This window comes from Rhizobium sp. Leaf453, assembly GCF_001425605.1.
Lineage (GTDB): Bacteria > Pseudomonadota > Alphaproteobacteria > Rhizobiales > Rhizobiaceae > Pararhizobium.
Genome location: NZ_LMRG01000023.1, coordinates 306,296 through 330,717, shown reverse-complemented (window position 1 = coordinate 330,717; position 24,422 = coordinate 306,296). Strand labels below are relative to the sequence as shown.

Annotated in this window: 27 protein-coding genes and 1 other RNA gene; 11 read left to right on the top strand and 17 right to left on the bottom strand. The window is 60.6% G+C overall.

Features of this window, described 5'->3' with window-relative positions; translation table 11 throughout:
• The first annotated feature begins 7 nt into the window (after positions 1-7).
• Complete coding sequence (locus ASG68_RS19715; RefSeq protein ID WP_062580162.1) at positions 8-1,123, top strand: hypothetical protein; 1,116 nt, start codon at positions 8-10, stop codon at positions 1,121-1,123.
• Between the two features lie 356 nt (positions 1,124-1,479).
• Complete coding sequence (locus tag ASG68_RS19710; RefSeq protein WP_062580160.1) at positions 1,480-2,163, top strand: MerR family transcriptional regulator; 684 nt, start codon at positions 1,480-1,482, stop codon at positions 2,161-2,163.
• Between the two features lie 6 nt (positions 2,164-2,169).
• On the opposite strand, the gene ASG68_RS19705 is transcribed toward ASG68_RS19710, so the two are convergent.
• On the bottom strand, positions 2,170-3,300 hold the full coding sequence (locus ASG68_RS19705; protein WP_062580158.1) for an ATP-dependent DNA helicase: 1,131 nt from the start codon (positions 3,298-3,300) through the stop codon (positions 2,170-2,172).
• A gap of 213 nt (positions 3,301-3,513) precedes the next feature.
• Between ASG68_RS19705 and ASG68_RS19700 the strand changes: the two genes are divergently transcribed.
• From ASG68_RS19700 to ASG68_RS19685, 4 genes are all read left to right on the top strand, one after another.
• Positions 3,514-4,614, top strand: a complete 1,101-nt coding sequence (locus ASG68_RS19700; protein WP_062580156.1) for an AbrB family transcriptional regulator — start codon at positions 3,514-3,516, stop codon at positions 4,612-4,614.
• A gap of 98 nt (positions 4,615-4,712) precedes the next feature.
• Positions 4,713-5,087: a hypothetical protein gene (locus ASG68_RS19695; RefSeq protein WP_062580154.1), complete on the top strand. Its 375-nt coding sequence runs from the start codon at positions 4,713-4,715 to the stop codon at positions 5,085-5,087.
• Positions 5,071-5,625 (top strand): RNA polymerase sigma factor, encoded by a 555-nt coding sequence (locus ASG68_RS19690; RefSeq protein ID WP_062580152.1) that lies wholly within the window; start codon positions 5,071-5,073, stop codon positions 5,623-5,625. Before ASG68_RS19695 ends, ASG68_RS19690 begins: the two co-directional genes overlap by 17 nt.
• Positions 5,622-6,413 (top strand): anti-sigma factor family protein, encoded by a 792-nt coding sequence (locus tag ASG68_RS19685; protein ID WP_062610055.1) that lies wholly within the window; start codon positions 5,622-5,624, stop codon positions 6,411-6,413. The genes ASG68_RS19690 and ASG68_RS19685 overlap by 4 nt, the downstream gene beginning before the upstream one ends.
• Positions 6,414-6,470: 57 nt before the next feature.
• Here the strand turns inward: ASG68_RS19685 and ASG68_RS19680 are convergent, their stop codons facing one another.
• Genes ASG68_RS19680 through ASG68_RS19665 form a run of 4 tightly spaced genes read right to left on the bottom strand, consistent with a single transcriptional unit; the run spans position 6,471 to position 8,736 of the window.
• On the bottom strand, positions 6,471-6,842 hold the full coding sequence (locus ASG68_RS19680) for a nitrile hydratase accessory protein (protein WP_062580147.1): 372 nt from the start codon (positions 6,840-6,842) through the stop codon (positions 6,471-6,473).
• Positions 6,829-7,488 carry a nitrile hydratase subunit beta gene (gene nthB / locus ASG68_RS19675; protein WP_062580145.1) on the bottom strand — a complete coding sequence of 220 codons (660 nt, stop codon included), beginning with the start codon at positions 7,486-7,488 and terminating at the stop codon, positions 6,829-6,831. The genes ASG68_RS19680 and nthB overlap by 14 nt, the downstream gene beginning before the upstream one ends.
• Positions 7,485-8,126 (bottom strand): nitrile hydratase subunit alpha, encoded by a 642-nt coding sequence (gene nthA / locus ASG68_RS19670; protein ID WP_062580143.1) that lies wholly within the window; start codon positions 8,124-8,126, stop codon positions 7,485-7,487. Before nthA ends, nthB begins: the two co-directional genes overlap by 4 nt.
• 16 nt (positions 8,127-8,142) lie before the next feature.
• Positions 8,143-8,736, bottom strand: a complete 594-nt coding sequence (locus ASG68_RS19665) for a LysE family translocator (RefSeq protein ID WP_062580141.1) — start codon at positions 8,734-8,736, stop codon at positions 8,143-8,145.
• Between the two features lie 192 nt (positions 8,737-8,928).
• On the opposite strand from ASG68_RS19665, the gene ASG68_RS19660 reads away from it, so the two are divergent.
• The gene (locus tag ASG68_RS19660; protein WP_062580139.1) at positions 8,929-9,774 is read left to right on the top strand and encodes an aldo/keto reductase; all 846 of its coding nucleotides are present in this window, start codon (positions 8,929-8,931) and stop codon (positions 9,772-9,774) included.
• 50 nt (positions 9,775-9,824) lie between these two features.
• Here ASG68_RS19660 and ilvN read toward each other — a convergent pair whose 3' ends face one another.
• The gene (gene ilvN / locus ASG68_RS19655) at positions 9,825-10,397 is read right to left on the bottom strand and encodes an acetolactate synthase small subunit (RefSeq protein ID WP_062580137.1); all 573 of its coding nucleotides are present in this window, start codon (positions 10,395-10,397) and stop codon (positions 9,825-9,827) included.
• A gap of 22 nt (positions 10,398-10,419) precedes the next feature.
• Positions 10,420-12,222 (bottom strand): acetolactate synthase 3 large subunit, encoded by a 1,803-nt coding sequence (locus ASG68_RS19650; protein ID WP_062602542.1) that lies wholly within the window; start codon positions 12,220-12,222, stop codon positions 10,420-10,422.
• A gap of 325 nt (positions 12,223-12,547) precedes the next feature.
• Between ASG68_RS19650 and ASG68_RS19645 the strand changes: the two genes are divergently transcribed.
• Positions 12,548-14,599, top strand: a complete 2,052-nt coding sequence (locus tag ASG68_RS19645) for an ATP-binding protein (RefSeq protein WP_062610053.1) — start codon at positions 12,548-12,550, stop codon at positions 14,597-14,599.
• Here the strand turns inward: ASG68_RS19645 and miaA are convergent.
• The gene (miaA, locus tag ASG68_RS19640; RefSeq protein WP_156373738.1) at positions 14,586-15,512 is read right to left on the bottom strand and encodes a tRNA (adenosine(37)-N6)-dimethylallyltransferase MiaA; all 927 of its coding nucleotides are present in this window, start codon (positions 15,510-15,512) and stop codon (positions 14,586-14,588) included. The two genes, ASG68_RS19645 and miaA, sit on opposite strands and share 14 nt — an antisense overlap.
• Between miaA and serB the strand changes: the two genes are divergently transcribed.
• Positions 15,511-16,398: a phosphoserine phosphatase SerB gene (gene serB, locus ASG68_RS19635; RefSeq protein ID WP_062580129.1), complete on the top strand. Its 888-nt coding sequence runs from the start codon at positions 15,511-15,513 to the stop codon at positions 16,396-16,398. The two genes, miaA and serB, sit on opposite strands and share 2 nt — an antisense overlap.
• Positions 16,395-16,952: a GNAT family N-acetyltransferase gene (locus ASG68_RS19630; protein ID WP_062580127.1), complete on the top strand. Its 558-nt coding sequence runs from the start codon at positions 16,395-16,397 to the stop codon at positions 16,950-16,952. Before serB ends, ASG68_RS19630 begins: the two co-directional genes overlap by 4 nt.
• A 51-nt stretch (positions 16,953-17,003) precedes the next feature.
• Here ASG68_RS19630 and ASG68_RS19625 read toward each other — a convergent pair whose 3' ends face one another.
• The 9 genes from ASG68_RS19625 to ASG68_RS19585 form a co-directional block, all read right to left on the bottom strand.
• Entirely contained in the window at positions 17,004-18,536 is a 1,533-nt protein-coding gene (locus ASG68_RS19625) for a DegQ family serine endoprotease (protein WP_413814037.1), read from the bottom strand.
• Between the two features lie 206 nt (positions 18,537-18,742).
• Positions 18,743-19,129, bottom strand: coding sequence for an ACT domain-containing protein (locus ASG68_RS19620; protein WP_062580124.1), 387 nt, complete (start codon positions 19,127-19,129; stop codon positions 18,743-18,745).
• 2 nt (positions 19,130-19,131) lie between these two features.
• Positions 19,132-19,317 carry a DUF2065 domain-containing protein gene (locus ASG68_RS19615; RefSeq protein WP_062580122.1) on the bottom strand — a complete coding sequence of 62 codons (186 nt, stop codon included), beginning with the start codon at positions 19,315-19,317 and terminating at the stop codon, positions 19,132-19,134.
• An 8-nt stretch (positions 19,318-19,325) separates the two neighbouring features.
• A complete protein-coding gene (hflC, locus tag ASG68_RS19610) occupies positions 19,326-20,243 on the bottom strand; it encodes a protease modulator HflC (protein ID WP_062580120.1) in 918 nt (305 codons plus the stop codon).
• Positions 20,243-21,364: an FtsH protease activity modulator HflK gene (gene hflK, locus ASG68_RS19605; protein WP_062580119.1), complete on the bottom strand. Its 1,122-nt coding sequence runs from the start codon at positions 21,362-21,364 to the stop codon at positions 20,243-20,245. The genes hflC and hflK overlap by 1 nt, the downstream gene beginning before the upstream one ends.
• 149 nt (positions 21,365-21,513) lie before the next feature.
• Positions 21,514-22,029, bottom strand: coding sequence for a dihydrofolate reductase (locus tag ASG68_RS19600; protein ID WP_156384896.1), 516 nt, complete (start codon positions 22,027-22,029; stop codon positions 21,514-21,516).
• Positions 22,022-22,627, bottom strand: a complete 606-nt coding sequence (locus ASG68_RS19595) for a glutathione S-transferase family protein (protein WP_062580115.1) — start codon at positions 22,625-22,627, stop codon at positions 22,022-22,024. Before ASG68_RS19595 ends, ASG68_RS19600 begins: the two co-directional genes overlap by 8 nt.
• A 55-nt stretch (positions 22,628-22,682) precedes the next feature.
• Positions 22,683-23,477, bottom strand: coding sequence for a thymidylate synthase (locus tag ASG68_RS19590; RefSeq protein WP_062580113.1), 795 nt, complete (start codon positions 23,475-23,477; stop codon positions 22,683-22,685).
• Positions 23,478-23,572: 95 nt separating this feature from the next.
• Complete coding sequence (locus ASG68_RS19585; protein WP_062580111.1) at positions 23,573-23,881, bottom strand: DUF2853 family protein; 309 nt, start codon at positions 23,879-23,881, stop codon at positions 23,573-23,575.
• Between the two features lie 145 nt (positions 23,882-24,026).
• Here ASG68_RS19585 and ssrA point away from each other — a divergent pair.
• Positions 24,027-24,393, top strand: a transfer-messenger RNA (tmRNA) gene (ssrA, locus tag ASG68_RS19580).
• Positions 24,394-24,422: the final 29 nt, after the last annotated feature.

The following is a 24,422-nucleotide window of genomic DNA, read 5'->3' as shown; positions in this document are numbered from 1 at the left end:
CGCAGCGATGAAGCAGACCATCCGGCCCGATGACGAAACCATCCTGAAAGCTCTTGAGGCCGTGTTGTCGAGCGCACTTTTTGCGCGTTCCGAGCGGCTGCGCGCCTTCCTGAAATATGTCGTCGAAAAAGAGATGGAGGGAACCGGCCATCAGTTGAAGGGCTATACGATCGGCATCGATGTCTTTGACCGGCCGCAAGCCTTCAATGCTGACAGCGATCCGTTGGTTCGCGTCCATGCCGGTAAACTGCGCAAGCTGCTCACCGCCTATTATGCAGGCGAAGGCGCTGCTGACCCGTGGCGAATTGATATCCCAAAAGGCACCTACGTACCGGAATATCGCTGCCAGCAGATTTCGGCGACACCGTCTGCCGCATCGCCGGCCGCCGCACATTCTGCGCGCAAACCCGCCGGCCGTCGCTTGTCCTGGCTACCGGCGCCCCTGTCGTCGCCGCTCTCCGTCCTGTCGGCACTGCCGCTTCTGGTTTTTCTTCCACTGTCTTCACCGGCCCTCAGCATCAATATTCCAGCGCAATCGCGCCTCCACGATATTGTCCTTGAGCGCAAGTTTGGCGGTGACCTGCCCAGAATCACTGTGCGCGCGGGGTGGCCGCGCACCGGCACAGCCGGGCGTTTCGCCGATGCGTTGCGCAATGCGGCTTCGCACTACCGAACGGTCGCGACGGTTCCTGCCACCGTGCTGTCGCAGAAGCCTTCAGTCAAATCTGCCGATCCGCTGGCGTTTACCATCGAGGTATCGAGGAAGAAGTCACCACAGGGCCTTCGTGTGCTTGTCACCAACGACGCGTCCTCGGACGTCGTCCACGAGACGTTCATCGACGATGGCGTACTGACCGATGAAGCCGATATCCTCTATGAAAGCCTTGCGATTGCATCGCAGACCCTGTCCTCGCAGGGACATATCTTCACCTATGCCAGTGCGGCCGCGATCGACAGCCCCCTGATGCAATGCATGGTACTGACGGACAGCTATCGGCACCTCCAGACCCGGGAATCCTTTCAGGAAGCCAAGGACTGCCAGGAAAAACTATCGGGTGACCACCGCCAGAAGCTGAAATTCGTGATCAGCGCCGGCGCCCTGCCCCTCACCCTCATCCGCTGAAAATCTGGACCTGTAAGGTCTACTCATCGGGATTTGACAGGAAATTCCGTCAAAGATGGCATTTCCCCATCGATAACGCGCAAATTCCGTCAAAAAACGCCGATTTTATCCCTAATGTTACTAACTACCCATATTCTCGCATGACGTGTACCTTGATGGTGCAAGTGGGGAAAAGCCTGATCGCTCATCAGGCAGGCACAATGGTAGCGAGTATCCATCAGGTTAGGGTGGTGTGCATGGCTTAGAGGGGCAGTCTGGGGAGACAGGAACGCCGTGCCGGTTCATGCGGCAGCGACGCCCGGAATCTTCCAGCGCAAAATTCCCGCCGGCGTGACCAGCGAGGGCAATTTCACAGCATGCCAGAACAGTCCAAGACAATATCTGCAGCATCCGGCTCCCGATCCACCATGACCGGGTTTCTGCCTCATCTTCCGCTGCCCGGCACGATCCCGGACAATCAGGTCGGCATCGCCGACATGGCGGACGCCTTTGGCGTCACGCACAGAACCCTGCACTTCTATGAGGAAAAGGGACTTCTTACGGCCGACCGCATGGGTCCGATGCGAGTGTACGGTCTCGAAGATATCCGCCGGATGACGATCATCAATGCCTGTCGCGAGATCGACATGCCGATCGCCGACATCCAGGACCTGATGGAGTCGCTCAGCGCTACGGCGAACCAGCAGGAGGCGGCACAGATTTTCGAAAGCGCCCTTCACGCCCGCAAACGCGAACTGGTCGCCCAGCAATCGATCCTGCGGCGGCAGATGCAGCGGATCAGCGAATTGCTGGAATCGGCGGCTGAAGGCGATGCGCAGAACCTTGCTGTCCTGCGGCCCATTCACCTCTCCCCGATCGAGACGAAGTGCATCGAATTCATGGCGGAAGGTTACCCGGCTAACCGAATTGCTGTCATGATGGACATGGACCTGACAGCTGTGCTGACGCTGGAATCCGATATCGTGCGGAAATTCAACGGCCACAACCGCTTCCAGGCCGTCGCCAAGGCCGTGCTGATGGGCTTCATCTCCGCCGATTGAGCACGCTCAGCGCACGATGGTCAGCGTTTCCGCCGCACGTGTGATCGCGGTATAGAGCCAGCGTTCGCGCGTATCGCGGAAGGCCCAGCTTTCATCGAACAACACGACATCGTTCCACTGCGAACCCTGCGCCTTGTGCACCGTCAGCGCATAGCCGTAGTCGAATTCGTCGTAGCGCTTGCGGGTCGTCCAGGGAATTTCGCCCTCGACATCCTCGAAAGCCTGTTTCAGCAGCTTGATCTTCGCTGCGCCGCGATCCATGTCGTCGTCTTCCGGCCGGATCATCAGGTTGATGCCGGGCTTTACGGTTTCCTTCGACGACGTCATCACCTGCCAGAGCGAGCCGTTGAGCAACCCCTTGGCGGGATCGTTGCGCAGGCACACCAGCTTGTCACCGGATTGCGGATAGTCGGTGGTAAAACCTTTCAACTCGCGCAGCCGCATGTTGTAGCGCCGCCGCGTTTTGTTGGTGCCGACGAGCACCTGGTCGGCGTCCAGCACCAGGCTCTGCGTCACCTCGCTCTTGGAAATCACCCTCGCCGTCGAGCCATAATCGCCATGCATAATCTCCTTGCCTTCGCGCACATGCATGGCAAGCTGGATGATGGGATTGTCGCGGGCCTGCCGGTGAATATCCGTCAGCAGGTAGTCCGGCTCCTCGTTGGTGAAATATCCGCCACCGGACACCGGCGGCAACTGGCCGGGATCGCCCAGCACCAGGATCGGCGTGCCGAAGCTCATCAGGTCACGACCCAGTGCCTCGTCCACCATCGAGCATTCGTCGATGATGATCAGTGCCGCCTTGGCGACCGGCGACTGCCGGTTGATCGAGAACATCGGTGCGATCGAGGTCTTGCCGGTTTCCTCGTCGGACACCTCCTCCTCGCCGCGCGGCCGGTAGATCAGCGAATGGATGGTCTTGGCGTTGCTCGCCCCCTTGGAGCGCAGCACCTGCGCCGCCTTGCCGGTAAAGGCCGCAAACAGCACGTCGCCATCGACATGTTCGGCGAAATGGCGCGCAAGCGTGGTCTTGCCAGTACCGGCGTAGCCGAACAGCCGGAACAGCGGCGAGCGCCCTTCCTTCAGCCAGCGCGAAACGGCCTTCAGGGCCTCATCCTGTTGCGGTGCGAATTCCATGTTTGTTCTATTGCCCGATTCGCACGGAGCTGTCGCGCCTCGGCGCCGGCAAGCAGTCCACCGTCCCGGTTTTATAGCCCCAATTCGCTCGCTATCCGGATAGGATGGCAAGAAACCGCCACAAGACTCACGTATGAAGCGACCTCGACCCGTGTTAGAAAATCCCTTCACTCGCCTCCCAAGCGCCATCGTCCGCAGTCCGAAAGTTATGCCGTGAAGCCTGACCATTCCGAAGAGCCGCCCGTTCCCGTGGCCACGGGTATCGGCCGCCGGCACCCGGCCCTTCAATGGTTGTGCCTGCTAATCCTGTCGGTATTCTTGGCCGGAATTCTCGAACTCACTGGCATTCCGGCAGCACTTCTGATGGGGCCGATGGTGGCCGGTGCCATCATTGGTATGAACGGTGGCACGATCCGCCTGCCCCGCCTGCCCTTCCTCAGCGCCCAGGCCCTGATCGGGACGATGATCGCCGAAACGATCAGTCCCGGCATCCTAGTGACCTTCTTCGGAAACTGGCCGTTGTTCCTGGCGATCGTCTTTTCCGTCATCGCCATGAGCACGCTGAGCGGCTACATCATTAGCCGGCTTAATATTTTGCCCGGCACCACGGCAATCTGGGGCTCGTCGGCGGGCGCGGCCACCAGTATGCTGGTCATGGCCGACGCCTATGGCGCAGACACCCGCCTCGTCGCCTTCATGCAATATCTGCGCGTCGTCTTCGTCGCGGCCGCCGCGTCGCTGGTCGCACGCTTCTGGGCCGGGGTCGATGGAGTGGGACCAGCTATCGTCTGGTTCGGCCCAATCCACTTCGTGCCTTTCCTTGAGACGCTGGCCCTTGCCCTGGTCGGTGGCTGTCTCGGCAAATGGCTGCGCATTCCCGCCGGCGTCTTCCTCGTGCCTTTCCTGATCGGCTCCGCATTGAGTGTCAGCGGAATGCTGGTGATCGAGATTCCCGAATGGCTGCTCGCCATCAGCTATGCCCTGCTCGGCTGGAATATCGGCCTCGGCTTCACCCGCCCGATCCTCGCGCATGCCCGCCGTGCACTGGTTCCGACCATCGTCTCGATTCTTGTCCTAATGGCTTTTTCCGGCCTCCTCGCCTTCATTCTGGTCCGCATGCTCGGCATAGACCCGCTGACCGCCTATCTCGCCACCAGCCCCGGCGGCATGGATTCCATCGCCATCATCGCCGCCTCCAGCAATGTCGACGTGCCCTTCGTCATGGCCCTGCAGACGGCACGCCTGCTGATGGTCATGGCCGTCGGCCCGTCGCTTGCCCGCTTCGTTGCCTCGCGAACCGTTTCTCGCGACTAGAGTTTTTCAGCAGCCGGGGAATAAGTTGCCGTCTCCATCGGTCTTATGTCCGGACCGCCAGATAAAGCGGTTCTGAACATCGAGAGAGGAGACACCCGATGAGACTATTGCCACTCGTGACCGCATTCTGCGTGGTATCAGCCGCCTCCGCCTTTGCCGCGCCGGCGGTCCAGACTGTCGACACCGACAAGGGCAAGGTGATTGCAGCAGAAAATGGCATGACCCTCTACACCTTCAAGAAGGATGAAAAGGGCGAATCCTATTGCTATGATGATTGCGCCATGAAATGGCCGCCCTACCTCGCCGCCGACGGCGCTGCTGCTGACGGCGATTATACGCTGGTCGAGCGCAAGGACGGCAAGAAGCAATGGGCTCTGAAGGGCATGCCGCTTTATTTCTGGGTCAAGGACACAAAGCAGGGCGACGCCACCGGTGACGGCGTCGGAAAGGTCTGGGATGCCGCACGCCCCTGATGAGGGCTTTCGCGCGAAGGGGGCAACGCCTCCTTCCACGGATGCATTCGAAACCGAGGTCCTGTCGCTCGTGCCGTCGCTGCGCCGCTATTCCCGCAGCCTTGCCAAATCCGACACCGACGGCGAAGACCTGTTGCAGGATTGCGTCGAGAAGGTTCTCGTCCGCCGCAGCCAGTGGCGCGGCATCAACCTGCGCGCCTGGGCCTTCACCATCATGACCAACCTCTACCGCGACCGCCATCGCCGCACCAGCCAGCATCCGTCGGTCGAACTCAATGACACGCTTGGCCTCACCGCCGAAGACGCATCCGGCGATCCATTGGAAAAAACGCGGCTGCAGCGGGCGCTGAATGCTTTGACAGCCGATCACCGTACCGTCCTGATGCTCGTGGTGGTCGAGGGCTACGGATACCAGGATGTCGCCGACATGCTGTCGATCCCGATCGGCACCGTCATGTCGCGCCTGTCGCGGGCTCGCCGCCAGATGGCCGCGCAGCTCGCCCAGAACAATATCGTTACGCTGCGGAGACCGAAATGACAGACGAACGACCACCGGTCACCGAAGACGACCTGCACGCCTATGTCGACGGCTTCCTCGACGAGGATCGACGGCGCGAGGTAGAGGCTTGGCTGAAGGATCATCCCAAGGAAGCGGCAGACGTCGCGGCATGGCAGGCGCAGGCGGCGGACCTCAAGGCTGCCTTTTCACCCTACGCCCGGCTCGACGAAGCCGACAACGCCATGGTGCACCCCGCCCCCTCACCCACTACAAATACGCCGTGGCGCAAGGCGGCCATACTTGCCGCGTCGCTGGTGCTCTTCCTGTCGGGTGCCGCCGTCGGCATCTATGCTGATAGAACATTGGGCTATTCCGTTTCGGTCGAAACCGCTTCCGCGCTCGAAAGCCTGCCGGCCCAGTCGAAATCAGCCTTCCTCATCTATGCCAGCGAGAAGCGCCACCCCGTCGAGGTCGGCGCAGATCAGCAGGAGCATCTGGTGACCTGGCTCGGAAAACGCCTCGATTACAAGCTCGTCGCCCCCGATCTTCGGTCACAGGGCTATTCCCTCGTCGGCGGACGGCTGGTGCCGGTCAACGGCAAGGCGGGTGCCATGCTGATGTATGAAAACGCGGCCGGCCAGCGGCTGACCATGCTGCTCGGCAAGAATCCGGAAAACGCCGAAACCAGCTTCCGCTTCGAATCCGCCGGCCCGCTGGAAACCTTCTACTGGATCGACGGCTCAATCGGCTATGCGGTCACCGGCGAACTCGGCCGCGCCGAACTGCAGGCAATCGCCGAGGAATGTTATCGCCAGTTCGAGAGCTGAGCATGCGAACATGGCCGAGCCGACCCACTGGCGCAGCGATGCGCCGGCAGCATTGCCTTATTTAATTGGATCGTTTTCCAGCCTGATCGGCTGCCCATGCGGCGTCGCTTCCGCCGCTCGCTGCCAGCTCCGCGTCAGGTCATCGAGCGTGTCTACAGAAGTGATCGACAGTTCGGTGACGAGCCGCGACAAGGCCGCCACCCAGCAATCGAAATAGTCGCTGGCATCATCCCGGCGGCCGGGCTTGAACAGTTCGTGCGACAGGGCTTCGGCCCATTCGCTCCAGGAGAACACGCCCTTTTCATGCAGCCGCACCGTCATCGCAAAGGCTTCCGCCTGCCAAGGCTCGGCAAACACCGGATCACCGTCGTTCGACTTCGGCAGCCCCGGCGATCCCGCGAGAAGTGAAGAAGGCTCATGCGCGTTCAAGATAACTCTCCCACGCATCGATCGACACCGTGAGGGTCGGATCAGCACCCTCACCCCAGATTTCCGGGCCATCGAACACGACGGTGTAGATCCATTGCGGGTTTTCACCCTTCCCATGCGCGTTGTCATCGGGAAACACGAAGGAGCCTTGGACGGCCTCGATGATGCCGGTCTTGGCGCGTGCGTAGCGCGGCAGCCGCGTATGCGTTTCCGGATTGAAGTTTTTCGTACGCACCTGCTCGCCGACTGTAAATGCCGGCGGATCGGAAACGGGACGATCGCAAGGGCCACCCTTGGCCAGCACAGCCGGCACCATGTCAGCCTTCAGGATACGCTTTGGCTCCGCGCCCCTTTCAAGCATCTGCCCGGCGGCCAGTTCCGCCGCCGAGACGAAACCATGCCGTTTCAACAACGTTTCCAGCGCCCGCGTCCAGATCTCGTAATAGCTGGCGGAAAGGTATGTCGCCGGCGGCAAGCTCTCGCGCGCATGCCGGCTTTCATCAATCGTCCAGGCGCCAAAGGCACCGCAGGACAGCGTCACGCCCAGCGCACGCTTTTCCCATTCGGCGTGGAAATAGGGCTCGTCCTTTTCCGGCGCGACCGGCCCCATGCCATGCTGTCCGCCAAGGTCCTGCGCACCGTTCATGCGGCACCAGCCCCGGCTTTCGCCAGCCCGGTTCCGATCATGGAATCCCGCGTGACAAGGTCGGCAAGAGCGCTTTGGTCGAGGCCATCCGTCCCGGCCGGACGTTCAGGAATAACGATGTAGCGCAGCTCCGCCGTCGAATCCCAGACACGGATCTTCTGCTTATCCGGCAGCGTCAGCCCAAACTCCGCCAACACACCGCGCGGATCGATCACGGCACGCGAGCGATAGGGCGGCGCCTTGTACCAGACGGGCGGCAGGCCGAGCACGGCCCAGGGATAGCAGGAGCACAGGGTGCAAACGATGAGATTATGCGTCTCCGGCGTGTTGAAGACGGCACGCATGTGCTCGCCCTGCCGGCCCATATAGCCAAGACTGGCGATCGCCGCCGTCGCGTCCCGCTGCAGCCAGTCTGCAAAATCCGGCTCGCTCCAGGCCTTGGCGACCACGGCAGCGCCGTTGCGAGGACCGATCTTGGTCTCATAGGTCTCGACGATCGCGTCGATGGCGGCCGGATCGATCAGGCCCTTCTGGGTCAGGATTGTTTCCAGCGCCTTCACCCGCGCCTGCATGTCGGAGAAATGATTGTCGTGGTGGTGACCATCATGGTGGTCATGATCGTGATCGTGAGACGTCATTGCGTTGATCCCTCGTTCATTTCAGCATCGGCCAAAGACTGAGAACCAGCAAGACCGCCATGGTGATATTGAACCATTTCAGCCGCACCGGATGCGAAAGCCATTGCCGCAGCGCCGATCCGAATCCCGCCCAGGTCGAAACACTCGGCACATTGACCACCGCGAAGATAATGCCGACAACCATGACGCTGAACAGGTAGCTCTGCTCGCTGGTATAGGTTGCCATCGCCGTGACCGCCATGACCCAGGCCTTGGGGTTGATCCACTGGAAGGCCGCCGCCTGCAGGAAAGTCATCGGCATGGCACCTGTTCTCCCGTCTGAAAGACTGCGCGACGTGCCGATCTTCCAGGCGATCCAGATCAGATAGGCCCCGCCGGCGAATTTCAGCGCCGTGTAAAGCAAGGGCATGGAATGCAGGATCGCACCAAGACCGAGGCCGACGGCAATCAGCAGCGTCAGGAAACCGGCGCCGATCCCGAACATGTGCGGAATGGTGCGGGCAAAGCCGAAATTCACGCCCGATGCGAACAGCATCATATTGTTCGGCCCCGGCGTGATCGACGTCGTGAACGCGAAGAGAAACAACGCGAAAAGCGTGTCGGCCTGCATGGAATCCTCCCGAAATTTTAGGTCAGTTTAACTGACCTATCGACTCGGACCACCCGAAACTTGTCACGGTGACAAGAAGCGTTTCGCATTGTTTTTCACGAACAGCCCTTTGCTCCGGAACGATACGCCTTAAATGAGACATCGACCATCCATACGACGGATCGTCAGTCGTGCCGACGAGAGAGGATTCCCATGCCAGGCGCCATCCCCACCACTGCATTTCCAGATGGCAGGACTGTTCCGGTCATCGGCCAGGGCACATGGCATATGGGCGAAAACAAGAAAACTGCAGCGGATGAGGCCAAGAGCCTGCGGCACGGGCTCGATCTCGGCATGACGCTGATCGATACGGCGGAAATGTATGCCGACGGTGGTGCCGAACGGGTCGTCGCCGAAGCGATCAAGGGGCGGCGCGGTGACGCATTCCTCGTCAGCAAGGTCCTTCCCTCCAATGCCAGTCGCGAGGGCACCATTCGGGCCTGCGAGGCCAGTCTCAAACGGCTGGGCGTCGAGCAGATCGATCTCTACCTGCTCCACTGGCGCGGCCGCTATCCGCTTGCAGAAACCGTCGAGGCGTTCGAGACGCTGAAGCAGGCCGGCAAGATCGGCGCATGGGGTGTCTCAAATTTCGATCTCGACGACATGGACGAACTCTACGGCGTCCCGAACGGCGGAAACGTCGCGACCAACCAGGTCCTGTATAACCTCAACCGTCGTGGCATCGAATACGACCTCCTGAAGGACAGCCGCAAGAGCGGCATTCCGGTCATGGCTTATTCGCCGCTCGACGAAAGCCGACTTCTCCGTCATCCGGACCTGGTTCATATCGCCAAAGCGCATCAGGCAACCGTCGCCCAGGTGGCGCTGGCCGTCCTCATCCGCAATCCCGGCGTCATCGTCATCCCCAAGACCGGCATGCCCGAACGCGTCCGCGAAAACCGTGCCGCGGTGGACGTTCACCTGACACCGGATGACCTCGAAATCCTCGACCGGACTTTCCCGCCACCAAGGAAGAAGATGCCGCTGGAGATGATCTGAGACGATCAAATCCCGAATTAAAAAGGGGCGCCACAGCGCCCCTTTTGCTTTTACATTCCCTGCGGACCACGGTTCATCGCCGCGATGCCGGTGCGGCAAACTTCGATGACGCCGAGCGGCTTCATGATGGCAATGAACTGGTCGATCTTGGATGACTTGCCGGTGATTTCCAGGATGAAGTGCTCGAGAGTCGCATCGATCACCTTGGCATGGAAGGCATCGGCCAGGCGCAAGGTCTCGGCGCGGGTTTCCCCCTCGCCCGACACCTTTACAAGTGCCACCTCGCGCTCGATCGGCCGGTCATGGCCGAGTTCCGCGGCACGAACCGTCAAATCGACGACGCGGTGGACCGGAACGATGCGTTCCAGCTGTGCCTTGATCTGCTCCAACACGTGCGGCGTGCCGCGCGTCACAATGGTGATGCGCGACAGGTGCGACTGGTGTTCTGTTTCCGAGACGGTCAGGCTCTCGATATTGTAGCCACGGCCGGAAAACAGGCCGATGACGCGGGCAAGCACCCCCGGTTCGTTGTCGACGAGAACCGAAAGCGTGTGGTTCTCGGCCTTTTCCGTTTCCTTGGCGATGAAATAGGCGGAGCCGGTCGGCTGAAGATGTGCGTTCATTATCTTTGCTCTTTCTATCTCATCAAACCAGTGCGCGGCCCTTGGCGTCGATCGCGTTGGCGACCGCTTCGTCCGTGGCTTCGTCCGGCAACAGCATCTCGTTATGCGCCTTGCCCGACGGGATCATCGGGAAGCAGTTGGCGAGGTTTGCGACGCGGCAATCGAAGATCACCGGTGCCGGGCTGTCGATCATCTGCAGGATGGCAGCATCGAGATCTGCCGGCTTGTCGCAGCGGATGCCGACGCCGCCGTAGGCTTCCGCCAGTTTGACGAAATCGGGCATGGCCTCGGTATAGGAGTTCGACAGGCGGTTGCCGTGCAGCAACTGCTGCCACTGACGGACCATGCCCATATACTGGTTGTTGAGGATGAAGATCTTGACCGGCAGGTTATGCTGCACGGCGCAGGACATTTCCTGGATGCACATCTGGATCGAGGCATCGCCGGCAATGTCGATGACGAGCGCATCGGGATGGGCAACCTGGACGCCAATTGCTGCCGGGAAGCCGTAGCCCATCGTGCCGAGACCACCCGAGGTCATCCACCGGTTCGGCTGTTCGAAGCCATAGAACTGCGCCGCCCACATCTGGTGCTGGCCGACTTCCGTGGTGATGTAGGTGTCGCGATGCTTGGTCAATTCGTAGAGACGCTGGATGGCATATTGCGGCATGATGACGTCGTCGTTCATCTTGTAGGCGAGCGAATTGCGGCCGCGCCAACGAACGATGCCTGTCCACCAGTCTTCTAGGCGGTTCTTGTCGATGTCCTTGGCGGACGCACGCCACTGACGGACCATGTCCTCCAGGACGTTGCCGACATCGCCGATGATCGGAACATCGACGCGAACGGTCTTGTTGATCGAGGACGGATCGATATCGATGTGGATCTTCTTGGAATTCGGCGAAAAGGCGTTCAGACGGCCGGTGATACGGTCGTCAAAACGGGCGCCGATGCAGACCATGACGTCGCAGTCATGCATCGCCATGTTGGCTTCGAACGTGCCGTGCATGCCGAGCATGCCCAGCCAGTTCTTGCCCGATGCCGGATAGGCACCGAGCCCCATCAGCGTCGAGGTGATCGGGAAATTGGTCAGTTCGACCAGTTCGCGCAACAACTGCGAGGCTTCCGGGCCGGAGTTGATGACGCCACCACCGGAATAGATGACCGGCCGGCGGGCGGACTTCATCATTTCGACGGCTTCGGCGATCCGCCGTGCGTCGCCCTGCAGTTTCGGTTGGTAGCTCGCCTGGATCGGCGCGGCATCCGGCGGCGTATAGGTGCCGGTGGCGAACTGGACGTCCTTCGGAATATCGACGACGACCGGTCCGGGACGGCCGGACTGGGCGATGCGGAAAGCCTCATGGATGATACCGGCCAGTTCGTTGACGTCCTTGACCAGCCAGTTGTGCTTGGTGCACGGCCGCGTGATGCCGACGGTGTCACATTCCTGGAAAGCGTCCGAGCCGATCAGCGAGGTCGGGACCTGGCCCGTCAGGCAGACGAGCGGGATCGAATCCATCAGCGCATCCTGCAGCGGCGTGACGGCATTGGTAGCACCCGGACCCGAGGTGACTAGCAGAACACCGACCTTGCCGGTCGAACGGGCATAGCCTTCGGCCATGTGGCCGGCGCCCTGCTCGTGGCGAACGAGGATGTGCTGAATATCATCCTGCTGGAAGATTTCGTCGTAGATCGGCAGGACGGCGCCGCCGGGATAACCGAAGATATGCTCCACTCCATTGTCCCTCAGTGCCTGAAGAACAATCTCCGCCCCGGTCATGCGATTATCCTGGCTGCCCTGCGTCTGGTTGTCTGTGCCGCTCATTGGCCTATTTCCGTCCATGTTTCTGAGTTTTGGCTGTGATTATCGTGTTTGAAGGCATAAAAAAAGGCCCCGTCAGGGCCTCGTATGTCGCGCATGGGTGGCTATCGCCGGATGGTTACACCATCCTGCCCATGCGCGGTCCCACCACAAGAATTGCTGCGATCTTGATCATGGTCGCGAGTGATATCGGCAAAAGCCCCTCCCGTCAACGCTTTTCCTAAAATAGCCGGCGCGGGTCCAAAACGGCACACATCCACCCAAGCCCTCGAAACTACTTATTAAATCCCTTCGGATAGTGTGCAATTTCTGGACCAGAGGTTTTGTATTGCTCAATAGCGATCTACATTCATCGATCAGCGCGGGCGAGCAGGAGCGGCGTGATACCCTGAAACGGGGCAACCGCTTCCTCGGGCGCGTTGTCGCGTGCAGCGGTTCGCGTGCGACGATCGCGGCGATCGCCGAAAACGGCGAGACGACGCTCAGCGAGCTGTGGTCCGTCGGCCGCCTGATCTCGATCACTGTCGGTGAGAACCGCGTCGTCGCCCTCGTCTATTCCATGCAGACCGCCACCAATGAATGGGGCGAAGAAATCGACAACGTCTTCCGCGTCGAAGTGGAATTGATGGGCGAGGTCCATATCGGCGTGTCCGGCCGCGAGGAATTCTCCGCCGGCATCAGCGCCTATCCGCATCTCGGCGCCATTGCCCACCGCATCCGTGCGGCAGACCTTGCCCGCATTTACGACACCGGCAAATCCGAATCGTGTGTCATCGGCAAGCTGACGCAGGATGACAGCCTCGACGCGTTGATCCATGTTCCGTCCATGCTGTCGAAGCATTTCGCCATTGTCGGCACCACCGGTGTCGGCAAGTCGACCTCCGTCGCCCTGCTCCTGCGCAAGGCCATTATTTCCGATCCGAAGCTGCGCGTGCTGATCCTCGATCCGCACAACGAATTTGCGGCCGCGTTTCCGGATCTGGCCGTCGTCATCGATACGGATAATCTCGACCTGCCCTTCTGGCTGATGAAGCTTGAGGAATTCGCCGAGGTCATCTTCCGCGGCCGCCCGCCGGTGCCGGAAGAACTGGACATCCTGCGCGACGTCATTCCGGAGGCCAAGCGCGCCTTCAAGGGATCGGAATCGAGCCTCGCGCGCCGGACCAGCGAAAAAAGCTCGATGACCGCGGACACACCGGTGCCCTATCGCATGGCCGATCTGCTAGCCCTGATCGATGAACGCATCGGCCGGCTGGAAGGCCGCAACGACAAGCCGCACCTGCGCTCCCTCAAGGTGAAGGTCATCGGCGCGATCAACGACCCGCGCTACAATTTCATGTTCTCCTCGAACACGATCACCGACACGATCCTGGAGACAATCGCCAAGATCTTCCGCATTCCAGGCGACGGCAAGCCGATCACGACATTCCAGCTCGCCGGCATTCCTTCCGAAGTCGTCAACTCGGTAGCATCCGTGCTTTGCCGCATGGCGTTCGAAATCGGCCTGTGGAGCAATGGCGGCGTTCACATGCTGGTCGTCTGCGAGGAGGCGCACCGCTATGTTCCGGCCGACGCCAGCCTTGGTTTCGTACCGACGCGGCAGGCCATCGCCCGTATCGCCAAGGAAGGGCGAAAATACGGCGTGTCGCTCGGGATCATTACCCAGCGGCCCGGCGAACTGGACCCGACGATCCTGTCGCAGTGCTCGACCGTGTTCGCGATGCGTCTGTCCAACGACCGCGACCAGGAAATCATCCGCTCGGCCATTCCCAATTCGTCGGTCTCGACGACCAGCTTCATTTCCTCGATCGGCAACGGCGAGGCGATCGCCTTCGGCGAGGCCGTCGCGGTTCCCATGCGCATGCGGTTTACCCGCGTCGACGAAAAGAACCTGCCAAAAGCCAATGGTGTCGCCGTCAAGGTCACTGACGAAACCCCCGATACGGTCGATCTGCGCAACGTCGTCGCCCGGATGCGCGCCATGAACGGGCCGGACATTTCAGGGTTCCAGCAGTCCTACAACACCGTTGTCAACAGTTTGCCGCAGCCGCCATCCATTGAAGGCAGCTATATGGAAAGCGATGGCTTGGCGGAACCGACCGCGCCGGTCGCCTGGCGTGATTCCGAAGAGGGCGCATCCGAGCCCTATAATCCCGGCATGCTGCCGCGCACGGAACAGGTCAATCCGCATTTGGAGCGTTTCAACCAGATCCGCAGCCAACTGCTTTCGGAAGACCCTATGCGCCAACCGGCGCCCGAGCCTTATCGTCAGCCCGTGCGTCCCGCGCCAAGCTTCGCCCAGCCGCAGTCGGATCAGCCACGACCGTCCCTGCGCGAAAGCCTGCTGAAGAAACCGCTGAGCAGCATCATCCGGAAGTAGCATCACGCTCGACCGATTGCGGGTCCCATCGCAGCCAGTTCTCATCCAACTGATTGCGGAACCACGTCATCTGCCGCTTGGCATACTGACGCGTCGCGGCCGACGCAGTCTCGATCACCTCGTCCTTGCTCATCGCTCCCGCCAGCATCGCCGCTATCTGCGGCACACCGATCCCCTTCATCGCCGGCATGTCCGGCTTTAAATCCAGTGCCATCAATGCCTCGACCTCCTCGACCGCGCCGGTGTCGAGCATGCCGGAGAACCGTCTGTTGATCCGTTGACGCAGAAGGTCGCGCTCCGGCAGGACGACAATTTTCATGGCCCGATCCGGATCGATCGCCACTGGCCCTTGCTGCTCCTGGAAATGGCGGATCGATTGGCCGGTGGCTTCGAAAATCTCCAGTGCTCGGGCGATGCGCTGGCCGTCCCCAGGACGCAGCGTCTCGGCCATACCTGGATCCTTGGCTGTCAGAATGACATGAAGCGCCTCTGCCCCCTCCTCCTGCAACTGAAGCCGCACGGCGTCGCGAATGGACGCGGGAACGGCAGGCATGTCCGACAATCCACCCGTCAACGCCTTGAAATAAAGCCCGGTGCCGCCGACAAACACGGGAATCCGCCCCTCGCCCCGCACTCGCGCCAAGAGGTGGGTCGCGTCCCGAAACCATTCACCGGTCGAGTAATGCTGTGAGGCGGGAACATGGCCGTAGAGATGGTGGGGAATGCCCTGCATATCCGCGTCGGATGGCCGCGCCGTCAGCACGTGAAGCGTATCGTAAACCTGCATGCTGTCGGCGTTGATGACCACGCCATTGTTACGCCGCGCCAGATCGACGGCGAGAGCGGACTTGCCGCTGGCGGTCGGCCCGGTTATCAGGATGGCGTCCTGTCCAATTTCAAGGTTTTTCATCATGGCCTTCGTTGCCACGCTTGTAGCCAATCCGTCAAATCCGATCCTCACGCCGGCGCTTGCCGAGGAAGCGGCCGCCGCCGTCGATGCATCCGGGCTCTACTGGCTGGCAGATGGCGTCGCCTGCGACATCGCTCTCAAGGATGGCGCCAATCCGGACTGGCAGGAAGCCCTATTGCGCGGCGTGGTCGGAGATAAGCCGATCGACGTTGTCGTCCAGGATGCCGAGACACGCCGCAAGAAGCTGCTGATCGCCGACATGGATTCCACCATGATCGGCCAGGAATGCATCGACGAACTCGCCGCCGAGGTGGGCTTGAAAGACAAGGTCGCTGCCATCACCGCCCGCGCCATGAACGGCGAGATCGCCTTCGAGCCAGCCCTGATCGAGCGCGTGGCATTGCTCAAGGGCCTGCCGCTAAGCGTCGTCGGCGATGTGATTGCCAAGCGCATCACGCTCACGCCCGGCGGGCTCGAACTGATCGCGACCATGAAAGCAAAGGGCTATTATACTGCCTTGGTCTCCGGAGGCTTTACCGTCTTCACCGGTCCTATCGCGGCAACGCTTGGTTTCCACGAAAACCGCGCCAACATCCTGATCGAGAAGGACGGCGTGCTGAGCGGCACGGTCGCCGAACCGATCCTCGGCAAGCAGGCCAAGGTCGATGCGCTCGTCGACATCACGACGCGTCTCGGCATTTCGACCAGCGAGGCCATGGCCGTCGGTGACGGCGCCAACGACCTCGGCATGCTGCATCTGGCCGGCGCCGGCGTCGCGCTGCACGCCAAGCCGGTCGTCTCCTCGCAGGTCAAGATCCGTATCGATCATGCCGATCTGACAGCTCTGCTTTATATCCAAGGTTACCGGAAGACGGATTTCGTCCGGTGATCATCGTCGAGACGCCGAGGCTGCGCGTGCGCAACTGGCTGGAGACGGACCGACCGCTGTTTGCGGAGATCAACGCCGATCCGAAAGTCATGGAGTTCTTTCCGCGCCGGCGCAGCCGAGAGGAATCGGACGCGTTGATGGATGAGGTAAAGCGCCGCATCGACGAGACGGGGCTTGGCTTTTTCGCGTTGGCCCTGAAGGAAACGGACGAGCCGATAGGCTTTCTCGGGTTGGCCCGAACAGACCTTGAACCACACCTTCCCGACGGCACGGTCGAAATCGGCTGGCGACTTGCGGCTCGGTTCTGGCAAAAGGGTTACGTTACGGAAGCATCCGAAACGATGCTGCGACATGGATTTGAAACGCACGGGCTCGAAGAGATTGTCTCCTTCGCCGTCGAGCAAAATACCCGCTCGACGGCCGTGATGCAGCGGCTCGGCATGCGGCACGATCGGTCCCGCGATTTCGACCATCCTCGCGTACCCGACACCCTGCCCCATCTGAAACATCATGTCCTCTATGCGCTGAACCGCGAGGACTGGCAGAAACCATAAAGGCGGCCCTATCGGCCCGCCTTCCCATTTACGCGTCGAATGAAGCGAACCTTACTCGATCCGGACAGTCACAAACCGCAATTCGCCTGTCTTGTTGGCGATCATCAGCAGCGCATTGCGACGACCGTCCGCCTTGAGTTTTTCGACACGCGCCGAAACGTCCTCCGGCGTCTCCATCGCCTCCTGACCGATTTCCGCGATCACGTCACCGGCAGCGATCCGCCGTTCGGCGGCCGCCGATTGTGGGTCGACATCCGTGATGACGACACCCTGGACATCGTCGGCAATGCCGTAGGTCTTGCGGCTGGCTGCATCGAGAACGGCGAGCTTCATGCCGAGCACCACATCGGATGCAGGCAGTTCCGCAGCGGGTGGCTCAGCCTGGTCCGTGCCCTCTTCCTGGCCCTGCGGGCTCTGCGCGGCCTCCGCCACATCATCGCTGTCTTCCAGACGGCCGAGCGTCACCTTCACCGTCATCTCCTTGCCGTCGCGAATGACGACGACATCGACAGCCTTGCCGACCGGGCTTTCCGCGACAACACGCGGCAGGTCGCGCATCTCGACCACATCGCGTCCATCGAACTTGATGATCACGTCGCCAGTCTTGATTTCACCGCCGTCGACAGGCCCCCCTTCGATGATCCCGGCGACCAGCGCACCCTTCGGTGTCTCCATCTTCAGGCTTTCGGCGATATCGCCGGTCACCGGCTGGATACGCACGCCAAGCCAGCCACGATGGGTTTCGCCGAACTCCCTCAACTGGTTGATGACATTGGCCGCAAGCTCGGTCGGCACGGAAAAGCCGATGCCGATCGAGCCACCGCTCGGCGAAATGATCGCTGTGTTGATCCCGATCACTTCGCCGTACATGTTGAAGAGCGGTCCGCCGGAGTTGCCCTTGTTGATCGCCGCATCCGTCTGGATGAAGTTGTCGTAGGGACCAGCATTGATATTGCGCCCTCGCGCCGAGATGATCCCGACCGTGACGGTGCCACCGAGGCCGAAGGGATTGCCGATCGCCATCACCCAGTCACCGATCCGCATCTTGCGGGAATCCCCGAGCGGCACCGCCGTCAGCGGCTTCTTCGGCTCGACCTTCAGCACCGCCAGGTCGGTCTTGGTGTCCGTGCCGATCAGCTTCGCCTTCAGCTTGGAGCCATTGGCGAAATTGACCTCGATGTCGTCGGCACCTTCGATCACGTGATTGTTGGTGACGATGACGCCGGACGGATCGATGACGAAACCGGATCCGAGCGAATCGACCTTGCGCTGGCGATTGCCACCCTCACCGCCCTGCCCCTTGAAATATTCGTCGAAGAACTGCTGGAACGGCGAGCCATCCGGCACCTGCGGCATCGGCGTTTCGTCGTCGCTCTTGATGTTCTGGGACGTCGAGATGTTGACAACAGCATCAAGCAGCCCGGCGGCGAGATCGGCAACCGACTCCGGTCCATGCTGTGTTGTGACCGGTGGCTTTGTCTGCGCCTGAGCCTGAGCGGTGGCAACCACCGGCCAGGAATTCAAAACCAGCGCGGCGCTTGCGGCCAAGGTGACGGATCGGACGAAGGAAGCGCGGATGGACAAGCCCATGGGGTCCTCTTGGGATTGGCATGCCGAAAAGGCAGCAAATGTAGTCGTCAGGTGGCGCAAGCGCCCATGCAGCCCCAAGGTCGCATCGGCATGTCCGCTGCCCGGTATCGCTTAGAATCTATGTGAAGATAAGGCGGATTTGGGACGCGTCCAGTCATCTTTTCGTCAGCGGTGCCGACGGGCGCGGGGCATCAGGCACATCACGTCATGATCTCGTGGCCATGGGCCTTCAAGGCTGCGACGGCCTTGTCGAGATCGGAGCCGATGATGAAGATGTAATCGGTGCTGAACGTCGAATTGGCGAAGATGCCGACGCCGGCATCCGACAAGGGGTTGAGCACCGATGCCAGGACGCCCGGAACCTCGAAGTTGAAATGCTGCTCGATGCGGAAACAGCGCCAGCCACCAGAAGACTGGACATTCGAGGGGATGCGCGCCGCCCGGCAAACCAGGGTCATTTCTTCCCGCGAACTGGAAACGGCCCAGAACCCGGCACCCGGCAGCCATTCCGGCAGTTGCGACCCGATATTGAGCCGGGTGATCGCATATTCGGCATCCACCAGGCGAATGAGCAATTTGTGTGTCATGTCTATCCTCGCAAGAGCCAGACCAATACGACGCCGATGGCAACGGAAGCAAGGCCGAATAGACGCAACTGTTGCTCGGGGATTTCCGGCAATCGCTTCGCCATTTCTACCAAAAGCAAAGGGGCCAGTGCGTACACCAGCCCCTCGATGATCAGGAAAAATGCAATTCCCGTCAGAAAGTCACCCATTTTGCCGATCAGTTTCCTGTCGCAGGCTGGGTTGTCGCCGGAGCAACAGCACCGTCCGAATTGTTGAAGTAGCGGAAGAACTCCGAATCGGGTGACAACACCAGCGTCGTGTCCGGGCTGGCGATTGCCGAACCATAAGCCGCCATCGAGCGATAGAACTCGAAGAACTTCGGGTCACGGGCAAATGCATCGGCAAAGACGGCTGTCCGATCGGCTTCACCCTGACCGCGCAGGATTTCCGAATCGCGCTGGGCTTCGGCGACGAATTCGACGACCTGACGATCGGCGACGGCGCGGCGCGTCTGGCCCTTTTCGTTACCGCGGGCGCGGATCAGTTCGGCTTCTGCGAGACGCTCGGCCTTCATGCGCTCGAATGTCTGCTGCGACACTTCCTGTGTCAAGTCGGTGCGGCGGATGCGGACATCCTCGATGTTCAGGCCCAGCGATTCCGCATCACCCTTCAGGTCGGCACGGACCTCGCGCATCATCGAAGCGCGCTCTTCCGACAGCGCGGATTCGAAGCCACGAAGACCGTAGACACGGCGTAGCGAGGCGTCGAGACGCGTACGAAGGCGGGATTCAGCCGATTCACGATCGCCGGACACCGTTTCGCGGAAGCGGCGGGCATCGTCGATCCTATAGACGACGAAGGCGTCGACTTCATAGAACTTGCCGCCGGAAACCTGCACGCGGATATTGTCGAGGTCGAAACGCAAGGCCTGCTTTTCAACATACTGCACGCGGTCGGCATCCATGAAGGCGAACGGCAGCTTGAAGTACAGGCCCGGCTCGGTCTTCACGTCCTTGATCTGACCAAACCGCACGACGATTGCCTGCTGGCGCTGGTTGACGATGAAGACCGACGAATAGACCGCCATCAGCACGAGCGCCAGGCCGATCAGGATGTAGGGGAGACGATTGTTCATTACTGGGCCCCTCCCGACGTCGCGGGCTTGCCGATTTCATTCAGTGGCAGATAGGGCAGCACGCCCTGGCCGTTCTTTTCGTCGAGAATGACCTTCTTCGACTTGCCGAGAACGTTCTGCATAGTTTCCAGATAAAGCCGCTTGCGTGTCACATCCGGCGCCTTGGCATAGGCGTCATAGACGGAGATGAAGCGCTGCGCCTCACCCTGTGCTTCCTTGACGACACGATCCTTGTAGGCGTTCGCTTCTTCGCGCATCTGGGCCGCCTGTCCACGCGCCTTGCCGAGAACCTGGTTGGCGTATTGGTTGGCTTCCTCGACGAAGCGGTCTTCGTCCTGTTCGGCACGCTGAACCTCATCGAAGGCATCGGCGACTTCGCGCGGCGGTGCCGCATCCTCGATCGCCACCGTATTGACGGAAATGCCGGCGCCGTAGGTGTCCATCGTCGCCTGGATCGTCGTCTTCACATCGGCTGCGATTGCCTGACGGTTGTCGCGGAAGATGTCCTGGGCCGGACGACGACCGACGACTTCGCGCATGGCGCTTTCGGAAACCTGCTGCAATGTCTGCGACGGATTTTCGACGTTGAAGAGATAGGCCTTCGGGTCTGTGACGGAGAACAGCACCGAAAACTGCACGTTGACGATATTCTGGTCGCCCGACAGCATCAAGCCCGCCGCCGACTGATCGCCGAGGCCAGATTTCGAACCGATGTTCTGCTGCTGCTCGGTGATCTTGACCATTTCGACCGTCTCAAGCGGCCAGAAATGGTAGTGCAGACCCGGCATGGAAATCTCGTCCTTCGGCTTGCCGAAACGCATTTCGACACCGCGCTCGTCCGGCTGAACAGTGTAAATGGAATTGATCAGCACGAAGCCGATCAGCAGGAGGGCAATGATCACGAGGACACCGCCATTGAAGCCGCCGGGAACGACGCCCTTCAACTGGTCCTGACCGCGACGGAAGATTTCTTCCAGATCCGGCGGGCCACCGTTGCCACGGCCGCCACCACCGCGCGGGCGGTTCGGTCCCTGACCCCAGGGGCCTTTATTTCCGCCACCGCCGCCACTGCCGCCGCCCCATGGACCGCCGCCGCCGCCGTTCTGATTGCTCCAGGGCATTCATACCTCTTCTATAGAAAAAATTCCGAGACCCAGCCCCCGCGAACACGCCGCGGGCCGGATGTGAACTCGTTATAGGTATCTGGCGGGATGCTTTCAACGCGACGTATCCAACTTCACCGTAAATCCGGCAAAATAGTTGACGCGATTCAGTTTTTGCGACGCCAGGTCGCAAAATGCATGGTGTGGCTGTCCTTCTCGCCGCGCGTCAGCGTTTCGGCGAAGGTCTTTTCGAACACAGCAGGATCGATCTGCGGAAAGCGGGTGTCACCGTCGACCGTCGCACCAACCTCTGTGACGTTAAGAATGTCCGTCACGTCGATCGCCTGCCGATAAATCTCGCCGCCGCCGATAATGCAGACCTCGTCGACACCGAGAGCCTTCGCCTGCTGTCTGCCGAGTTGGATCGCCTCGTCCAGAGACAAAACGGTCGTTGCTCCCTCTGCCCGAAACGCCGGATCGCGGCTGATGACGATATTGGGTCGCCCCGGCAGCGGCCGGCCGATCGACGCCCAGGTCTTGCGCCCCATGATCACGGGTTTGCCGAGCGTCAATGCCTTGAAGCGCTTGAGATCGGTCGGCAGATGCCATGGCAGGCCGCCCTCGCGTCCGATCACACCGTTTTCAGCAACAGCGACAACGATGGTGGTCTTTATGTCAGTCATGAAATCCATCCGGCTTGCTGTCGATCTCGCGGGCGCGCACGAGCGCCGGGCGGGTGGTGAGCGTTTTGACGTAGTGATCGACCGCATCACTTTCCGGCAGCAGCTTGCGCATCCACGAAAGAGCGCCGCCCAGCAGCAGGTCGACGGCGCTGACCCTGTCGCCAAGCAGATAAGGTTGCCGCTCGAGCGTACCGACCACATGCTCGCACATCTCCCGATAGCCCTTTTCGAGATTGGGATTGCTTTGCGTCAGCCCGCTTATGAAGGCCGTGCCCGTCGGCTCGATCACGCCGGCATAATAAGACAGCCACGAGAGATAGGCACCGCGCTCGGCATCGCCTTGAGGACGCCCCATCTCGGACTTCGGAAACAGGTCGGTCAGGTAGAGCGTGATCGCTGCCGATTCGGTGATCAGCGCCCTGTCGTGCAGCAAGGCCGGCACCTGCTTGTGCGGATGCGGATTGTCGGCATCAGGCGCGCCCGAACCATCCCAACGGCGAATGGAGACATAGCGGATGTCGTATTCGGCACCCAGTTCCTCCAAGAGCCAGACCATCCGGCCGGACCGCGACATCGGCGCGTGAATGAGTGTCAGCATGCCGTCCTCCCTCGCCAGTCATCCACCAGCGCCCATTTGCCGCTGCACGTGAAGATTACACCGAAACCGGCGCCTTGATATGTGAATCGGCTTCGTAGCCAACCAGCTCAAAGTCTTCGAATTGAAAGGAAAACAGATCCTTCACCTTCGGGTTCAAGACCATTTTCGGCAAGGCCTTCGGTGAGCGGCCCAATTGCTGGCGCGCCTGTTCGAAATGGTTCTTGTAGATATGCGCGTCGCCGAACGTGTGGATGAAATCACCCGGCTTCAGCCCGGTCACCTGCGCCACCATCAATGTCAGCAGGGCGTAGGAAGCGATATTGAATGGTACGCCCAGGAAAATGTCCGCCGAACGCTGGTAGAGTTGGCAGGAGAGCTTGCCGTCCGCGACGTAGAACTGGAACAGGCAATGGCACGGCGGCAGCGCCATTTCGTCCACCAGCGCCGGGTTCCAGGCGGAAACGATGTGGCGGCGCGAGTTGGGATTGGTCTTCAAGCCTTCGATCAGATTGACAATCTGGTCGAGATGGCGGCCGTCATGGGTCGGCCAGGAGCGCCACTGATAGCCGTAGACTGGACCGAGATCGCCGTTCTCGTCAGCCCATTCGTCCCAGATGTTGACGCCGTTCTGCTTGAGATAGGCGATATTGGTGTCGCCTTTCAGGAACCAGAGAAGCTCATGGATAATCGAGCGCAGGTGCAGCTTCTTGGTCGTCAGGACCGGGAAACCCTCGGCCAGATCGAACCGCATCTGGTATCCGAACACGGAGCGCGTGCCGGTCCCCGTGCGATCGCCGCGGTCGGACCCGGTCTCCATCACATGCCGCAAGAGGTCGAGATACTGTTTCATGGGTCCGCCGCCGATTCGTTATCCGCCGTAAAATAGGCGCAAGTCGGCGGCGAACCAATCCTCAAATCCCGGGTGTCCCCAGGCTTGATTCTGTCTTAAAGTGTCGCCAGCTTGTCGAGATGCTTGGCCACCAAATAGTAGAAGGTCACGCGCGACTTCGATCGATCAGCAGCCATGGCCTTGGCGGCGGCGTCCACGGCAGCGTCCGCATCCGGGCCGGTGACGCCGAGCTTCTTGCCGCACCACTTTTCCTTGACGCGCTCAAGCTCCGTTGGGTCGGAGGCGGAAACGAGCGAGGAGTCCCGGTTGCGCAACGCGATTCCAAGATGCTTGACGATCTTGTTCACAACGGCCTCGTCGGCGCCGCTGTCGTATTTCTGAACGTCTGCGAGATAATCCGTCATGGTGTCTCCTCACATGGTTTGGCTTTGCGCCACCCGCCACCACTCCTGATGAATGGTGCGAACGGAAGTTTTTTCACGCTTGGCGGGCAAGTCAAGACCAATCCGTGACGCCCGGACGGTAAGTGCACACCGTATTTTTGAAAAGGCCCTTTTCTTGGAGCATTGAAACACCTATATGACAGTTGCCGTCTTCGGACGGCTATGGCGATAAACAGGCGATGAAATAAGCCTATTGGACCCGGGGGCGGTACCCGGCGCCTCCACCAAAAACCGGTCAGACATGACTTACCGACCGGCTTTTGATGGGGGCGAAATAGGATCGACAAGGGTGTAAAGATCGACTTTTTGCTCGGCATTGTACCGCCGTTATCGGGCTAAAATTGTAGTTGCAAACGACAACTATGCGGAAGCTCGTCTCGCTGCTTAATCGCAGTGTGGCACTTCAAATCAAGTCCTAAGGGGTCGCACTCTTAGGCGGGGTTCGGAGGTACCTGGCAACAGAAACCTCCACTTCCCTCCCCTTTACCTTGCCGTCATGTTC

Coding starts and splice junctions, on each gene's coding strand:
- miaA (WP_156373738.1), bottom strand. CDS start 15,512: ATGATGAAAAACCTTGAAATTGGACAGGACGCCATCCTGATAACCGGG.
- ASG68_RS19650 (WP_062602542.1), bottom strand. CDS start 12,222: ATGAGCGGCACAGACAACCAGACGCAGGGCAGCCAGGATAATCGCATG.
- ASG68_RS19695 (WP_062580154.1), top strand. CDS start 4,713: ATGAGACTATTGCCACTCGTGACCGCATTCTGCGTGGTATCAGCCGCC.
- ASG68_RS19690 (WP_062580152.1), top strand. CDS start 5,071: ATGCCGCACGCCCCTGATGAGGGCTTTCGCGCGAAGGGGGCAACGCCT.
- ASG68_RS19600 (WP_156384896.1), bottom strand. CDS start 22,029: ATGACTGACATAAAGACCACCATCGTTGTCGCTGTTGCTGAAAACGGT.
- ASG68_RS19665 (WP_062580141.1), bottom strand. CDS start 8,736: ATGCAGGCCGACACGCTTTTCGCGTTGTTTCTCTTCGCGTTCACGACG.
- nthA (WP_062580143.1), bottom strand. CDS start 8,126: ATGACGTCTCACGATCACGATCATGACCACCATGATGGTCACCACCAC.
- ASG68_RS19710 (WP_062580160.1), top strand. CDS start 1,480: ATGCCAGAACAGTCCAAGACAATATCTGCAGCATCCGGCTCCCGATCC.
- ASG68_RS19685 (WP_062610055.1), top strand. CDS start 5,622: ATGACAGACGAACGACCACCGGTCACCGAAGACGACCTGCACGCCTAT.
- ASG68_RS19585 (WP_062580111.1), bottom strand. CDS start 23,881: ATGACGGATTATCTCGCAGACGTTCAGAAATACGACAGCGGCGCCGAC.
- ASG68_RS19715 (WP_062580162.1), top strand. CDS start 8: ATGAAGCAGACCATCCGGCCCGATGACGAAACCATCCTGAAAGCTCTT.
- hflC (WP_062580120.1), bottom strand. CDS start 20,243: ATGAACAATCGTCTCCCCTACATCCTGATCGGCCTGGCGCTCGTGCTG.
- hflK (WP_062580119.1), bottom strand. CDS start 21,364: ATGCCCTGGAGCAATCAGAACGGCGGCGGCGGCGGTCCATGGGGCGGC.
- ASG68_RS19590 (WP_062580113.1), bottom strand. CDS start 23,477: ATGAAACAGTATCTCGACCTCTTGCGGCATGTGATGGAGACCGGGTCC.
- serB (WP_062580129.1), top strand. CDS start 15,511: ATGGCCTTCGTTGCCACGCTTGTAGCCAATCCGTCAAATCCGATCCTC.
- ilvN (WP_062580137.1), bottom strand. CDS start 10,397: ATGAACGCACATCTTCAGCCGACCGGCTCCGCCTATTTCATCGCCAAG.
- ASG68_RS19705 (WP_062580158.1), bottom strand. CDS start 3,300: ATGGAATTCGCACCGCAACAGGATGAGGCCCTGAAGGCCGTTTCGCGC.
- nthB (WP_062580145.1), bottom strand. CDS start 7,488: ATGAACGGTGCGCAGGACCTTGGCGGACAGCATGGCATGGGGCCGGTC.
- ASG68_RS19660 (WP_062580139.1), top strand. CDS start 8,929: ATGCCAGGCGCCATCCCCACCACTGCATTTCCAGATGGCAGGACTGTT.
- ASG68_RS19615 (WP_062580122.1), bottom strand. CDS start 19,317: ATGGGTGACTTTCTGACGGGAATTGCATTTTTCCTGATCATCGAGGGG.
- ASG68_RS19595 (WP_062580115.1), bottom strand. CDS start 22,627: ATGCTGACACTCATTCACGCGCCGATGTCGCGGTCCGGCCGGATGGTC.
- ASG68_RS19620 (WP_062580124.1), bottom strand. CDS start 19,129: ATGACACACAAATTGCTCATTCGCCTGGTGGATGCCGAATATGCGATC.